Source organism: uncultured Actinomyces sp. (genome assembly GCF_963542285.1).
In the GTDB taxonomy this organism is placed as follows: domain Bacteria; phylum Actinomycetota; class Actinomycetes; order Actinomycetales; family Actinomycetaceae; genus Pauljensenia.
Map to the genome: position 1 here is coordinate 25,274 of NZ_CAUTWQ010000008.1, position 14,409 is coordinate 39,682.

Annotated in this window: 10 protein-coding genes; 5 read left to right on the forward strand and 5 right to left on the reverse strand. The window is 53.3% G+C overall.

The features are described from left to right. The 4 genes from RW023_RS04850 to RW023_RS04865 all read right to left on the reverse strand — a co-directional run bounded on the left by RW023_RS04850 (position 1) and on the right by RW023_RS04865 (position 8,570). Positions 1-3,258, reverse strand: coding sequence for an error-prone DNA polymerase (locus RW023_RS04850; RefSeq protein ID WP_315580134.1), 3,258 nt, complete (start codon positions 3,256-3,258; stop codon positions 1-3). 62 nt (positions 3,259-3,320) lie between these two features. Next, positions 3,321-6,515: a DEAD/DEAH box helicase gene (locus RW023_RS04855; RefSeq protein ID WP_315580135.1), complete on the reverse strand. Its 3,195-nt coding sequence runs from the start codon at positions 6,513-6,515 to the stop codon at positions 3,321-3,323. 8 nt (positions 6,516-6,523) lie between these two features. After that, complete coding sequence (locus RW023_RS04860) at positions 6,524-8,098, reverse strand: hypothetical protein (RefSeq protein WP_315580136.1); 1,575 nt, start codon at positions 8,096-8,098, stop codon at positions 6,524-6,526. A 1-nt stretch (position 8,099) separates the two neighbouring features. Further along, positions 8,100-8,570: a hypothetical protein gene (locus RW023_RS04865; RefSeq protein WP_315580137.1), complete on the reverse strand. Its 471-nt coding sequence runs from the start codon at positions 8,568-8,570 to the stop codon at positions 8,100-8,102. 98 nt (positions 8,571-8,668) lie between these two features. On the opposite strand from RW023_RS04865, the gene RW023_RS04870 reads away from it, so the two are divergent. Together RW023_RS04870 and RW023_RS04875 are read left to right on the forward strand one after the other, a co-directional pair. Beyond that, entirely contained in the window at positions 8,669-9,208 is a 540-nt protein-coding gene (locus RW023_RS04870; protein WP_315580138.1) for a YbhB/YbcL family Raf kinase inhibitor-like protein, read from the forward strand. Position 9,209: 1 nt separating this feature from the next. Next, positions 9,210-9,671: a tRNA (cytidine(34)-2'-O)-methyltransferase gene (locus RW023_RS04875; protein ID WP_315580139.1), complete on the forward strand. Its 462-nt coding sequence runs from the start codon at positions 9,210-9,212 to the stop codon at positions 9,669-9,671. On the opposite strand, the gene RW023_RS04880 is transcribed toward RW023_RS04875, so the two are convergent. Then, positions 9,668-10,189 (reverse strand): hypothetical protein, encoded by a 522-nt coding sequence (locus tag RW023_RS04880; protein WP_315580140.1) that lies wholly within the window; start codon positions 10,187-10,189, stop codon positions 9,668-9,670. The genes RW023_RS04875 and RW023_RS04880 overlap by 4 nt on opposite strands. A gap of 191 nt (positions 10,190-10,380) precedes the next feature. On the opposite strand from RW023_RS04880, the gene lpdA reads away from it, so the two are divergent. The 3 genes from lpdA to RW023_RS04895 all read left to right on the forward strand — a co-directional run bounded on the left by lpdA (position 10,381) and on the right by RW023_RS04895 (position 14,328). Next, positions 10,381-11,754, forward strand: coding sequence for a dihydrolipoyl dehydrogenase (lpdA, locus tag RW023_RS04885; protein WP_315580141.1), 1,374 nt, complete (start codon positions 10,381-10,383; stop codon positions 11,752-11,754). Between the two features lie 25 nt (positions 11,755-11,779). Continuing rightward, entirely contained in the window at positions 11,780-13,555 is a 1,776-nt protein-coding gene (gene sucB, locus RW023_RS04890) for a 2-oxoglutarate dehydrogenase, E2 component, dihydrolipoamide succinyltransferase (RefSeq protein WP_315580142.1), read from the forward strand. 194 nt (positions 13,556-13,749) lie between these two features. Then, complete coding sequence (locus RW023_RS04895; RefSeq protein ID WP_315580143.1) at positions 13,750-14,328, forward strand: YagU family protein; 579 nt, start codon at positions 13,750-13,752, stop codon at positions 14,326-14,328. Positions 14,329-14,409: the final 81 nt, after the last annotated feature.

The following is a 14,409-nucleotide window of genomic DNA, read 5'->3' on the forward strand; positions in this document are numbered from 1 at the left end:
TTAACGAAAATCACGTGAGCGCACGCATAGCTCTGTATTCATCGGATAGATCCGGAAGGCACGTACGCTTCGTGTCCCATACAGGTTTTCACAGTAACCGTCGACAATAACCGCCGGAGCCATGACCTCTTGGCGAAATTGCCGCCACGTGTTTTCGGTGACTGTCACGTTCACGCTTCCACTTTCATCTTCTACGCTCAAGAAAAGGACACCTCCGCCACTACTGGGACGCTGACGATGGGTAATAATTCCTCCCACTCTGATGCGAGCACGGTTCTCACACGCGGTGACCCGGCAGGCAGGCGTCACCCCCTGAGTGTTCATCTCGGGACGAAGAAGCACAAAAGGATGCTGTCTGGGCGACATCCCCATGGACTCATAGTCCAGATTAATTCGGGCAAACTCGTCCAAAGGCGGAAGCTCGGGAAGATGGTATTCCATGCCAAAACCATCGAGCATTGGTTGATATTCCTCAGAATCTCCTCCGTCTTGGCCTAAGCTACCACTTGCCCAGATTCCTTCACGTCGCTCATACCCCAAAGAATCTAGGGCTCCCGCCTGGGCGATCTTTTCCAAATCAACACTGCGGAGCCTAGCTCTGGATGCCAGCTGCTCAAAGCTCGTATACAAGCCGTCCCGGCGTTTGTTCACAATCCTCTGGATACAAGACCGGTCAAGCCCTTTAATGGCATCAAGCCCTATCACGATCCCCCACTGTGCGTGAGGATCTACCAATCCTTCTTTTCCGGGAACTACCTCTCCACGCGCCTCGGCAAGTGCCTGCGTACCAATGACACGCTCGATCTCCTCGGCGGGGAGAACCCGGGTTTTCTCAACCGAAAGGTTAACGTCAGGAGGGCACACAAGCAGGCCATGGCCTCGTGCATCATGAATCAGCGAGGAGGGCGAATAAAAGCCCATCGGTTGATGAGACAAAATCCCCGCATAGAAATGCTCGGGGTAGTGAACCTTCAGCCAGGCCGACGCGTACACAATGTAGGCGAAAGAAAAGGAATGCGATTCGGGAAAACCAAAATCGGCAAATCCTTGAACCTGCGTAAAAATTTCCTCGCAGACATTTTGAGGAATGCCGCGCTGGCGTAAACCCTTCATAAAAGGCTCACGAAGCTTCTGCATCTTTTGGATGCTGCGCGAAGAACCCATGGCACGCCTGAGTTCATCCGCCTGCGTAGCGCTAAAGCCTGCGACATCCATAGCGATATGCATCATCTGTTCTTGGAACAGGGGAACTCCCAAGGTCTTTTCCAAAGCAGGACGAAGAAGTGGATGAAGATAGCTCACTTTCTCTTCTCCCCGGCGACGACGCAGGTAGGGATGGACGGCCTCTCCTTGAATCGGCCCCGGACGAACCAAAGCAACCTCAATGACAATGTCATAAAAACAGCGAGGTCTAAGCCGCGGAAGCACATTCATCTGCGCCCGTGATTCCACTTGGAAAACCCCTACTGTATCGGCCGCACACAGGAGGTCATACACTCGAGGATCTTCATCTTCGAGTTCATATAAAGAAAGAACCTTCCCCTGAGAATTTCGCACGCCCGATTCTTGAAGGGAATCAAAGATGTCTCCGAGCGCCCCTAACATCCCCAGTCCTAAAAGATCAAACTTCACCAGTCCAGCATCGGCACAATCTTCTTTATCCCACTGAATGACGCTGCGTCCGCTTGTTCGGGCCCAACGGATAGGACATACCTCGCTCACTGGTTGCTTCGTCAAAATCATGCCCCCCGAATGAATACCCATATGACGCGGAAGACCGCTCAGAAGCTGCGCACAGGTTCCCAGCATTGCTTGCTTCGATGAATCGATACTTTGGGAATGCTCACGACGCTGAGCACGAGTAGGTACGCTATCAGGCGCGATCCCCAGCGCTCGTGCGGCATCCTTATAGGCCAGTTGTGAACGATAAGTAATCACTGTCGCGACCTGAGCGGCACGTCTTCGTCCATAACGGCGGTACACGTATTGAATGACCTCTTCGCGACGTGCGCTATCGATGTCAATATCGATATCGGGAGCCCCCGAGCGCCCCGGAGAAAGGAATCGTTCGAAAAGCATATGGTGCTTGATCGCATCAACAGCGGTGATGCCCAAGCAGTAGCAGACAGCAGAATTTGCAGCTGACCCTCTGCCCTGACACATGATCCCAGAGCGACGACAAAAATCGACAATGTCATGAACAATCAGGAAATATCCCGCAAAGTCTAGTTTTTCGATAATCGCAAGCTCATGATCGATGACCTGCCACGCCTGCGGATGAGCGCTGCGCTCACCGTAAATTTCCGCCGCCCGGCAATAGGTGAGTTCCCTAAGCCAGGAAATCGTCGTATGTCCCGGAGGAACTTCCGTATCAGGAAGGTCCAAGGAATCAAAAGATAAGGGGTAGTAGCACTCGCTTGCGCACTCGGAGGCATTGTTCACTGCCTGAGGCGCACTACGATGCAGGACCAGCATTTCTTCGGCACTTCGCAAGAAGGGATGCTGTGCTGGAAGTCGATACTGAAGATCATCAAGACTGCGTCCTTGCCTCAATGAGCACAAAAGATCCGCTCGATATTTCGATTGAGGATAAGCCATGACAGGAGCAGCACTTGCAACAAGAGTGAGACGATTCGCTTGTGCAAGTTCAGCGAGTTCGCGCCCAAGATCGTCTTGCCCAGGCATCAAGACGCTCTCAAGAAGAACACGTTCGCGCCCAAACAAAGCGATGAGATCTTTAAGGAAACGATCGGCCTGCGCGTGCCCCTGCGCATGCAAAATCCTTCGCAGAGGCCCCCTGCTTCCTCCCGTCAAAATACGGATATCCCCCATCTGAGCAAGATCGTCGAGGCCGTGAGCCGGGCTATCTTGTGCATCATGCGTCAGCGTGTACTCGCTCATAAGATGACACAGATCCCGATACCCTTTCACCGAGGTTGTAAGGACGGGAAGGCGAATTCCACGGTCTTCCCACCCCTTGGGTAATCCCCAGCCCTGAGTCGCTTCTCTTGGTGAGCTATATCGGGAGAACTGTCCTGCATCTAGAGTCAATTCACTGCCAATAAGAAGGGGAAAAGAAGATTCTTTCGCTGCCTGTAAGGCCCGAATAAGGGAGTACATTCCATCGACTTCCAGTAGAGCAAGGGCACTAAGATCCAGCTTTTGGGCTGAAGAAACATAGTCCTCTGGCGCATCTGCTCCCTCAAGAAAGGTGAAGTACGAATGCGCGTGTAGCTCAGCAAAGTGATGGGATCCCACCCAATCAGCATATCGAACATGTGTTCGACATGCAGTGAATTCCCCCTTAAGAAGAGATCGAGCTAAACGCGCTCATCCCGGTCTTCTTGAATGAGCTTAAGTAGCTGCTGAATATCAGCGGAACTACGCCCTTCTCCTAAGTTTTCTCCCATGACACTGTCGACAAGTAGCTGCTTGTGGGCCTGAAGCTGACACACCTTTTCTTCAATTGTGTCTTGAGCGACCAAGCGATAGACATTCACCCTGCGATCTTGACCAATACGGTGCGCACGATTAACCGCTTGCGCCTCAACTGAAGGATTCCACCAAGGGTCCATCATGTAGACATAATCTGCCTGAGTTAGGGTAAGCCCTACTCCCCCAGCCTTGAGGGAAATTAAGAACACCTGCACGTCTCCATGCTGGAACTCATCGATCAACGCAGGACGGTTACGTGTTTTTCCTTCAAGAAGAAGGCAGCGAATCCCACGTTGATCCAAGGAACGACGAATCCGTTCCAAGAAAGCAACAAATTGGCTAAAAACCAAGACTTTATGCCCCAGCGGGAGAATCTGCTCCAAGTGTTCACACAGCAGATCAATCTTTGCTGAGCCGACAGATTCGTACTGTTGATCAACCAGAGCAGGATCCAAAGACAATTGCCGAAGGCGCGTAAGCGCAGCCAAAACCTCAAATCGTTCACGAGTGTCATTTTCGAGCTCGAGATGAAGAAGACGTGCGCGCTCGCGGGTCAAATAGCGGTCATAAATTTGCCTTTGTTTACGACCGAGCGGCACAGGAAGAATGGTTTCAACGCGCTCAGGCAGCTCGGGTGCAACCTCTTCCTTCGTTCTCCGAAGAACAAACGGGGCGATCAGCGAATGCAGAAGATTGAGAAGATCAGGCGATCGTCCTGCTTCAATCGGACGCCGGAACTTCTCATTGAAAGAAGAATGGCTTGACAGGAGCCCCGGAACTGCTAAAGACATGAGTGACCAGAGATCTTCAAGAGAGTTTTCAATAGGAGTTCCACTGATGCACACTCGCCAGGCAACAGGTAAATCCTTCAGGTATCGATACAGCTGCGTGCGCGGGTTTTTGGCAGCTTGAGCTTCGTCGATAACAACGCCCGCCAACTCTCTATTTTTCCATTGCTCACAGTCGATACGAAAGAGCGTATGCGAGGTGACAACAACATCCGCGCGATCCAAGCTGTTCCATCCCTGTGGGTCACGCGCATAGGTTGACTGAATCAGGGAGATCCTCATTTGAGGGAAGCAACTATGAGCTTCATCCTGCCAGCTCGACATGACGCTGGTGGGAACGATAACCAGAACAGGGTGGCTTGTATAACCTCGAAACTTTTCAACCGCCCCCAGGATCTGCCTGGTCTTTCCAAGTCCCATATCATCGGCAAGAACACAACCGAAACCGGCCCGAATTCTATTGAGAACCCAACGTGAGCCAATCGCCTGATAAGGACGCATTCGCGGCTCATCCTCGATAGCTACATTTTCTTCTTCGACCAGCTCTCTGAGAGCGTCGATGCGCCTTCGCCATTGCCGATCTTCTTCACGCGTGTCGACGAACTCGCTCAGGTTTTCCCATAATCCAAATTGTGAGGTTGTCAGCGAAATATTATCGATCGAACGCGATCGGTGGAGTTGCGCCGCTTGTCTAAGAAGTAGGCGTAAGCGATCAATATCGACACCTTCAAGATGGAGCCAACGGCCATTATCGAGGCGAATGTAGTCTTGGTCCTCAGAGAGCGCGCCGAGCACTCGAGAGATCGGCAATTCTTCATTTCCGACGCGAACAGTAACACGCAAATTCCACCAGTCCGGAGAGTCCGTTGCCTGAATCTGTGCGTTAATCTGCACTTTCTCATCAACAATGCGAGTCTCTTCAAGATGCTGATCAATATCCCACCTTACTGAATCCACCGGCCAGCTATTTTTTAATGCACGAAGCAGCTCGGGGACTTGCGGAAGCGGGATCAGAAGTTCGTGCAGTGTTGGCGCCAGCGAGACAGCAGGAAAGTAAGCGCGTAATGCCGCGTGGGCAGCATCAAAGTCACGGGTAAGAGAGTCACTCAGATGACTAATTTTTGTCTGCGGGGGCAAATAAGAGCGGAACCGCTTCTTCTCTAAGCTGTAATCCACCGCCCAGCACACATAGGCATACTGCGAATTTCGCTCTCGCAGGCACAGTCGCAACTGTGGCAGGAGGTCATCAAATGAGAAAGTCCTCATTGAGGATATACATCGGTAGTGTGCACGAAGTGTGGCAAGTTCATTCCTAATGAAATCTCCAATTGCAGAGAATGGAATGCGAACACAAACCTCATTGAGAGGGGCAAGCTCTTGTTGATCGATGGGATCTGCAAGCGCACCTTCTCCTCCATTAATGAAGGTCAGTCCCATTTCATCAGCACGTCGCGGAAAAGGTAGCGTTGTACCCGCTCGGTCAATTTGTTCACGTTTATAGCAGAGTTCAAGTCCTTTTCTGCCGAGGTTCATATCAATCGCGACAGCAAAAGAATTCATCTGAAAGTCGAATCGATGGAGTTGTGGCGTCAGAAGTACAACCCCCGATTTTTGGAGTTCATAGAGCCAGATGGGCGCACTGCGCCCCAGCGATTCCAGTGAGACGTCATAGCTGCCCAGCGAATATTCACGCGACTTTCTACTGCTTTGATAGAGACGTCGCAAGGTCGTGAGATGATCCGGCGCAAGAGTATCTAGGAGACTATTCCACTGAGACTGCGCAAGTTCAGACCAGCTGAGACGGCGAGGCTCTTGATTGCGAACAAGAACCAACGGAGTCAGCCATACCGGTTGAGCAGGATCGTGAGCATCAACAATAAGCCCCATAGATTGAGCGCCATCTGTGGATAACAAGCTTTCAAACTCACTCATCCATACGGAGCCTGCCGGATTTTGAGTAGCAGAATCTTCACCACATTCACGCCGAGCGCGATGAAGCAAGGCAGCTGCATGAACGCAAGCACCTGCAAGATAACAAGAACAGGTTAAATGAAGATGCGTCTTTGAGGAATCTACGTAACGAATGAGGCTTCGATATATGACGCCCGGTGCACGGACGCGGGCCGAAACCTCGGTATCGCTCCAGGTTATTTCTTGAACATCACCGCGCGTATCCGCAAGTGCCGCCTGCGCCCATAATGCGCGTCCAAGAAGTGCGACTGCATCTTCTTCACCGCACGCGCGAAGAGCTTGACGAATCGGTGAGGTACCCATCTTTTCAGGATAACCCATATGAATGATTAGCCTTGATGATCTTCATACATTCCAGCAACACTCCAAGAACCGTGTTCCCACATCAGTAGAAGATCCGAGGAATTGTTACAACTCACCCTGAGGTAGTGCGTACAGGGAGCATGGCCGATAGCTTCGGCCGACTCTTGCCACCACGAGTGCGGCATGCTCCACGGGCCTTTCCAGGAAAGGACCCCGTAGCGGTGTTGTCGCCCCGAAATTATTGCAACGATTTCTTCGGGATTATGCGTGAGTGTAGAGCGATCACTAACTGCCACTTGTACATGCGTGTGCACAGAAGAATGAGCATAGAGAAAAGCCGGGAGAGGCATGGCATACACCTTCGAGGGAGCCTCTTCCACTGCGCCTTCGGGATAAAGAAGATCACTGGAGCTCGTCACAGCTTGATCAACACAGGCAAAGCCTGCTCTTTGCATGGGGGTATACCCCGGAACTAGGCATGGAACACGAACGGCATCTTCACCTTTATAGGAGCAAATTTTACGAAGGGCGGAATCACGTTTGGGTGAGTGATGCGTTTTCCACAGAGGGTTCGATCCCGCTGAAGGAATGCAATACAAAGCTTGGACACTGACGCGAATCAAGCCTTCCTCGGCGCTGGAAGCAGAAAGCCAAGCTACAAGCTGCCAGCGAATACGATCTGCGATTTCTTCTTCATCCCCATCGATTCCCCACCATTGCCTTTCGTAAGTTTCATAGCTTTGATCGTGTGCAGTGATCACGATGCTTGAGCAACGCAGCTGCGCTCTTTCAAGCCTTTCGCAGACTTGACGCGCTAAACGACGCGAACAGAAAGCAGCCTGCTCTTCATTCTCAATACTTTCCTCGCACTCCTCATCCACTTGTACTTCACGTACGGGAATTTCATGTTTCGGGATCCAAAGATCTTTCCCTCTAAATAATTCGTAGAGCTGCTGACCAATGTTCCCAAAACGTGTATACAGAGCCTTTTCTCCCATGCGCACCAATTCATGACCGCGCACCACTCCCACTGAGCGGCATGTATCAATGACCTGACGGAGCTGTTCATGCTGTTTTTGGGGAAATAATGGAAGACATTGCGCAAGGTCAATGCGGTCGAGAAACTCTTGAGTCCGCTCTTGGGGCACAATAATGCCACGCCTCGCCGCTGCGTAACTTGCAAGAGGCCCGGAGGCTATCCCCACATTGCTTTCCGATCCGCTCCATCGAGAAATCGAATCAACAATATTTTCGGCAAGACGTTCCTCACTTCCGCTCCATCGAGCCGCTCCAGCAGCAGGGGCCCACGCCAGCCCCGGACGCACACAGGCGATACCAGCAACCCATTGCTCACAAGCTTGAATAATTACTTCAAAAGAGTTCAATTCCCTACGCGGATCACTTTGAAGAATAAGGAGATCCGGACATAGATAACGTGCCATCGACACGCGCATCCCCTGTCGCACACCGCATTTCCACGCAGAAGGAGTCACCGTTTTGACATATCCACGCTCTTCAATTGCTCCATGAGCCCCCGGAGGAATATCGACTACCAAAGCATTAATTTCCCAATTAGGAATCCATACCATAAGACAGCGCATATCATCCCGCCTTTTGATAAACATCAAGCTCTTCTCCCCACGGGCGACTGAGCCCAACCCATGGGTACTTAGTCAACAAAATTGTTTCTTCTTTTCGCACCTGAGCACCCAAACGTCGCATATCGCGAAGCGATAACGCACAACGGTCCACATAGAGCAATCGACAATGCGGGAGAAGAAGCGAGATTACCTGTGCATCCGCACAGGAAGAAGGAACATAGAGGCAACGCGCCAGATTCAATCCCTGTTTAAAGGCATATTCCCAGCCCAAATCATCACTTCCAATGAAAGCGCAGCAACCCTCTTGGATATCAAGAGAGAGAATGGTATGAATCAACTGCGAGTAAGTCCCGTCGTATTCCCAGACCCCCACGCAGCGCGATGAAAGATCCGAAAAAGCCTGATTTTTCTCAAGTCCCAGGCGACTTTCGGTATCGCGCAGAACTTGACGAGCAAGGTCTAAACGCTTCATAGAACCACCTCAATCGAACAAATGTTCTATCAGTGTATGCACCTCTCCATCATTTGCGTCCACTTTGGTTCCTTCTGAAGAAGTGAAAGAATATGAGCATGCGCCTCTTTGATCGTCCTCTTGCTCCCAACCCATACGAAGGGCTTCCCCCCAGCGCAACATTTACCGTGGTGTCGCAAGATCTAAGCAACGGCCTCCCCATGCCAAGGCTGCACACAGCAGAAGGCGGCAACATCTCGCCGCACTTAGAGTGGAGCGGTTTCCCTGAGCAGACAGAAAGCTTCTTTGTTTCTTGCTTTGATCCAGATGCCCCCACACCATCAGGCTTTTGGCACTGGATGGTGATCGACATCCCCGTCGCATGTACATCTCTTGCGCGCGGAGCTGGCAGTTCCGATCTAGAACTTGATGGAAGCGCCTTCCACCTTCGAGGAGATCACGGCGATCATTCATACTTTGGCGCCGCGCCGCCAGCAGGTGATCGTCCCCACCGCTACATTTTTTCCGTTCACGCCCTAGATATTCCAACCCTAGGCTGCGATGACGACACCTCATTGGCGATGTATTCTTTCGAGGCCCTAGAACACACCATCGCCCGCGCAACCTTGACCGTAACGTACCAAACACCATCGAACTAACATGCTTCACATCATTTTTCTTGAACCCGAAATCCCAGGAAATAGCGGCGCCGCAATTCGCCTAGCTGCATGTACTGGCGCTTTTCTTCACCTGGTTGAACCGCTGGGGTTTGACATGTCCGACACCAAACTCAGGCGCGCAGGATTGGACTACCACGATCTGGCACACGTCAAGGTCCACTCCAATTTTGAAGACGCGCTAGCCGAAGTCCCAGGGCGCATCTGGGCATTTACCGGACACGCTTCAGATCATTACAGCGAGGTTCAGTATGCCGATGGAGATGGCCTACTCTTCGGCCGCGAATCGGTCGGTCTTCCCGAATGGGCAATGACTCACCCACGTATCACTCAATGCGTACGCATTCAGATGCTCCCGGGAGTACGTTCACTCAATCTCGCAAATTCCGCATCGATTGCTCTTTACGAGGCTTGGCGTCAGTTGGGGTTCCCGAACGGAATCTAGCCGCGGGCGACTTCCACTTCTCCTGAGGCCTCCGATTTTTTCGAGGCAAGAATCCCCTTACCGGGTCGCTCTACTTGCTCGGCAATTTCGACGATCCTGCGAGGATTAGAGAGCCACATCCATATGGCCCCGATAGCGGCAACGGCCAGTGGGAGATAGGCGAAGTCAGCGCCGAAAGCATTCCAGGCATTCGGCATCAGACTCATTGAAGACAAGGAAGCTCCAGCTACGCCGCATGCAAGAGGTCCGATAAGGCACAAAGCGATCATGCACCAGCCAAGGATGCGCATACGCCTTCCATTGTGCGTCAGGCTAATAGCAGCAACCACGTAAATTGCTCCAATAAGCACCGCAATGATGCGCGCCCACAACGGTATCTCTCGCAGATAATAGGAATCAGCAAGAGCTCGAAGAGTCACAGTGACGCTAAAAATCCAGTACAGGGCAATAACCAGTCGTCCCGATCCACGTGCGGGTGGGCGATTATCCTGAGATTGCTCGTGAACCGCTTCGCTCACCTTTCCTCCTTAATCCATTGCCATACTAGTTGCTCCGCACCGCTCCCCACGACTTTTTGCGCGAAAACATGTGTGCTGTCTAACCGCCAAGTAGACGATTTTGTGACGGACAAAAGTAGCGACTAGTGGAAGAATGGGACCTAAGTCGGACATTGAAGGTCCGTTCTCTTCATTATCAAGGAGTGGAACACGTGAGCGAGTCTGTATACGACCTCGTCATTCTGGGTGCGGGTTCAGGTGGCTATGCCGCGGCTTTACGCGCCTCCCAGCTGGGATTGAAAGTAGCCCTTATCGAAGGTGACAAGGTTGGTGGAACCTGCCTCCACCGTGGCTGCATCCCGACCAAGGCTTACCTGCACGCAGCAGAGACTGCTGACACCGTCCGCGAATCCGATACTTTCGGCATCCAGGCAAGCTTCCAGGGAATCGATATGACAAAGGTCGGTCAGTATCGCGATTCCATTATTAATAAGTTGTACCGAGGCGTACAGGGCCTGCTTTCGTCTCGCGGCGTAGACATCATCCAGGGATGGGGTCGCTTGGCTGCACCTGACACCATCGAGGTAGGCGGACAGCGCATCGTTGGCCGCAACATCATTCTTGCAACGGGTTCTTATTCTCGTTCAATTCCAGGTTTGGATATTTCGGGCCGCATCATCACCTCTGATCAGGCCCTCCAAATGGAATGGGTACCTCAGAAGGCTGTCGTATTGGGCGGCGGAGTCATTGGCCTAGAGTTTGCTTCCGTCTGGCGTTCTTTCGGCGCAGAAGTCACAATCATCGAGGCGCTCCCTCACCTTGCAAATAACGAAGACGAGGCAGTTTCCAAGCACCTCGAGCGTTCATTCCGCAAGCGCGGCATCGCTTTCCACACCAATACCCGTTTCGCCAGCGCAACTCAGGACGACTCCGGTGTTCACGTCGCAACAGAAGATGGCAAGACCTTCGATGCCGATGTTCTCCTGGTTGCAGTTGGACGCGGCCCTGTCACCGAAGGATTGGGATACGAAGAAGCCGGTATCAAGATGGAGCGTGGCTTTGTTCTCACCAATGAGCGACTGCACACCGGTGTGGGCAACATCTACGCAGTCGGAGATATCGTTCCCGGACTTCAACTTGCACATCGCGGCTTCCTGCAGGGCATTTTTGTGGCGGAAGAAATCGCCGGCCTCTCCCCCACGATGATGGACGAGTCCGGAATTCCACGAGTGACCTTCTGCGAACCCGAAATCGCTTCTGTCGGTCTGACTGAGAAGCAGGCACGCGAAAAGTACGGTGACAAGGTCCGCACGGTCGAATACAACCTTGCGGGCAACGGAAAGTCTAATATCCTTGGAGCAACGGGCTTCATTAAGCTTGTTTCCGTAGAAGATGGACCCATCGTCGGATTCCACGGTATTGGTACGCGCATTGGCGAGCAGGTTGGCGAAGGAGAGCTCATGGTCAACTGGGAAGCCTACCCAGAGGATCTTGCAGCACTCATCCACGCTCACCCGACACAAAATGAAGCTATCGGCGAGGCAGCCATGGCTTTGGCCGGCAAGCCTCTCCACGCACACAACTAACCTGTCACCGACAAGGAGATTGAACATGGCAACCGCAGTGATCATGCCCGCTCTGGGCGAGTCGGTGACCGAAGGCACCGTGACTACCTGGCTCAAGTCAGTGGGCGATACCGTCGCGCTCGATGAGCCCTTAGTCGAAGTTTCCACCGACAAGGTCGACTCTGAAGTCCCCTCCCCCGTGGCAGGCGTGCTTCTTCAGATTCTTGTTCCCGAAGACGAAACCGTTGAGGTCGGCACGCAGCTGGCCCTCATTGGTGATGCTTCCGAGGCCCCGCAAGACGCCCCTGCTCCAGCACAGGAAAGCGCACCTGCACCGGCGCCCGCTCCCGAGACGCAACCCGCGCCCGCTGCTCCTGCGCCGGCCTCGGCACCGGTAAGCGGAACCGAGGTCATCATGCCTGCGCTTGGTGAATCGGTAACAGAAGGAACCGTTACCACCTGGCTGAAGTCTGTTGGCGACGCGGTTGAAACCGATGAACCCCTGGTTGAAGTTTCGACCGATAAGGTGGACTCCGAAGTTCCCTCTCCCGCTTCAGGATTCCTCGCAGAAATTCGCGTACCGGAAGATGAGACCGTTGAAGTTGGCACTGTCCTTGCAGTGATTACTGCTCAGGCTCCTTCGGCTGTCCCCAGCGAGCCTGCGGCACCTGCTGCCCCTGCAGCAGCACCCGCGGCTCCGGCTCAGCAGGCACCTGTTTCCGCTTCCCCAGCACCTCAGGCTCCTGCACCGGCTCCCGCGGCACCGGTGAACCCCTTCCCGACTCCCGCATCCCTGGCTCAGACTGCAGAAACTGGTCAGCTGGCCCAGTCTTCTACGCCTACTCCCGCTCAGGTTTCCCAAACCGGTTATGTGACGCCTATCGTCCGCAAGCTTGCGCGCGAGGCAGGAATTGAGCTTGCAGAGGTGGCCGGCACCGGGATCGGCGGCCGAATTCGCCGCGAGGATGTCGAGGCAGCAATCAAGGCACGTCAGGCAGCGCAAGCTCCTGCAGCTCCCGCAGCAAGCGCAGCAAACGCAGCACCTCAGCCTGCCACCGCGGCAGCTCCTGGCGACAACGTCTTCTCCGGCCGCGAGGCATCACCGCTTCGCGGAACCACTGAGAAGATGTCGCGTTTGCGCCAGACCATCGCCCGTCGCATGGTCGAATCACTCGCAACCGCTGCCCAGCTCACCACCGTCATTGAAGTGGACGTTACAAAGATTGCCGCTCTGCGTGCACGCGCAAAGGACGCATTTGTTCAGCGCGAGAACACTAAGCTGACATTCCTCCCCTTCTTCGTCAAGGCTGCGACTGAAGCACTACGCTTCCACCCCAAGGTGAACGCAACGATTAATGACAAGGAAGTAACGTACTTCGATCACGAGAACATTGGCATCGCGGTAGACACGGAGCGCGGCCTGCTAGTCCCGGTCATCAAGAACGCCCAGGGAATGTCAATCGCCGATGTTTCGCGTTCAATCAACGATCTTGCTGCACGTACGCGTTCGGCTACGATCGGTGCTGACGAGCTTTCGGGTTCAACCTTCACCATCACGAACACCGGTTCGGGTGGCGCACTTTTCGATACTCCTGTGCTCAACATGCCGGAAACTGCAATCATGGGCGTGGGTACGATCGTCAAGCGCCCGGTGGTCGTCAAGGACGAACTCGGCAACGATTCGATCGCAATCCGTTCGATGGTTTATCTCTCGCTGTCCTACGATCACCGTCTGGTTGATGGTGCAGACGCCTCCCGTTTCCTCATGGACGTGAAGCGTCGACTCGAGGAAGCTGCATTCGAGTCAGAACTCGGCCTGTAGACTTCTCTGATCTCATTACTGTGGTGGGCAAGCCTCGGCTTGCCCACCACTTTTATTTCACCTTGTCACAAACCCAACGACAATCTGGCGATCTACGTTCAAAGGTGAGAGACTGTCAACCGATACACGAGGTCGTGTCGCCTCGCGACGTCCTCGGTATTCATACTCTGCAGTATCGACAGAAATGCCTGAAGATGTTCAAAAACCTTTTTAAAAAAACTGATCCCAAACGCCGTCGCATTGGCGCAGCTACAGTTGTCGGCGTGATTGGCGGCCTCTTTTCCGCAATCGTCAAGTTCGGATGGGAAGTTCCTTTCCCGCCTCGTACTCCCGAGCGCAACGCAACAAACCCGCCACAGATGCTCCTCGAGCAGCTCGGGATGACCTCCGACCAGGTTCACACAACAGTTTCTTTCAACGGAAACGATAACCTGCCGATTTATTCTTTTATCATCCACTTCTCCTTCGCGATCGTCTTTGCACTCTTCTACTGCATCGTCGCGGAATATTTCCCTGGAATTAAGCTCTGGCAAGGTGCCGCATTCGGTCTGCTTGTCTGGATCGGATTCCACCTCATCCTGATGCCTCTCATGGGTACAGTCCCACCCCCCTTCCCTTGGGTTGAAGGCGGACAGAGTTGGGCTGAGCACTTCTCAGAAGCACTGGGGCACATTGTGTGGATGTGGTCGATCGAAATCGTTCGCCGCGACCTGCGTAACCGCATCACGCATGAACCCGATGCAGAGGTCCCTTTGGCCGCTGCAACTCGCTGAGATTGCGGACCGAATCGGGGTGTGGAGATCAAATGATCCCCACACCCCCTTTCACATTCTGTGAGAGACGAAAAAACCGCT

What these genes read in the sequence shown, in the direction of transcription:
- RW023_RS04875 (WP_315580139.1), top strand. Translation starts at nt 9,210, where the DNA reads ATGCTTCACATCATTTTTCTTGAACCCGAAATCCCAGGAAATAGCGGC.
- RW023_RS04860 (WP_315580136.1), bottom strand. Translation starts at nt 8,098, where the DNA reads ATGCGCTGTCTTATGGTATGGATTCCTAATTGGGAAATTAATGCTTTG.
- RW023_RS04865 (WP_315580137.1), bottom strand. Translation starts at nt 8,570, where the DNA reads ATGAAGCGTTTAGACCTTGCTCGTCAAGTTCTGCGCGATACCGAAAGT.
- RW023_RS04855 (WP_315580135.1), bottom strand. Translation starts at nt 6,515, where the DNA reads ATGGGTTATCCTGAAAAGATGGGTACCTCACCGATTCGTCAAGCTCTT.
- RW023_RS04895 (WP_315580143.1), top strand. Translation starts at nt 13,750, where the DNA reads ATGTTCAAAAACCTTTTTAAAAAAACTGATCCCAAACGCCGTCGCATT.
- RW023_RS04870 (WP_315580138.1), top strand. Translation starts at nt 8,669, where the DNA reads ATGCGCCTCTTTGATCGTCCTCTTGCTCCCAACCCATACGAAGGGCTT.
- sucB (WP_315580142.1), top strand. Translation starts at nt 11,780, where the DNA reads ATGGCAACCGCAGTGATCATGCCCGCTCTGGGCGAGTCGGTGACCGAA.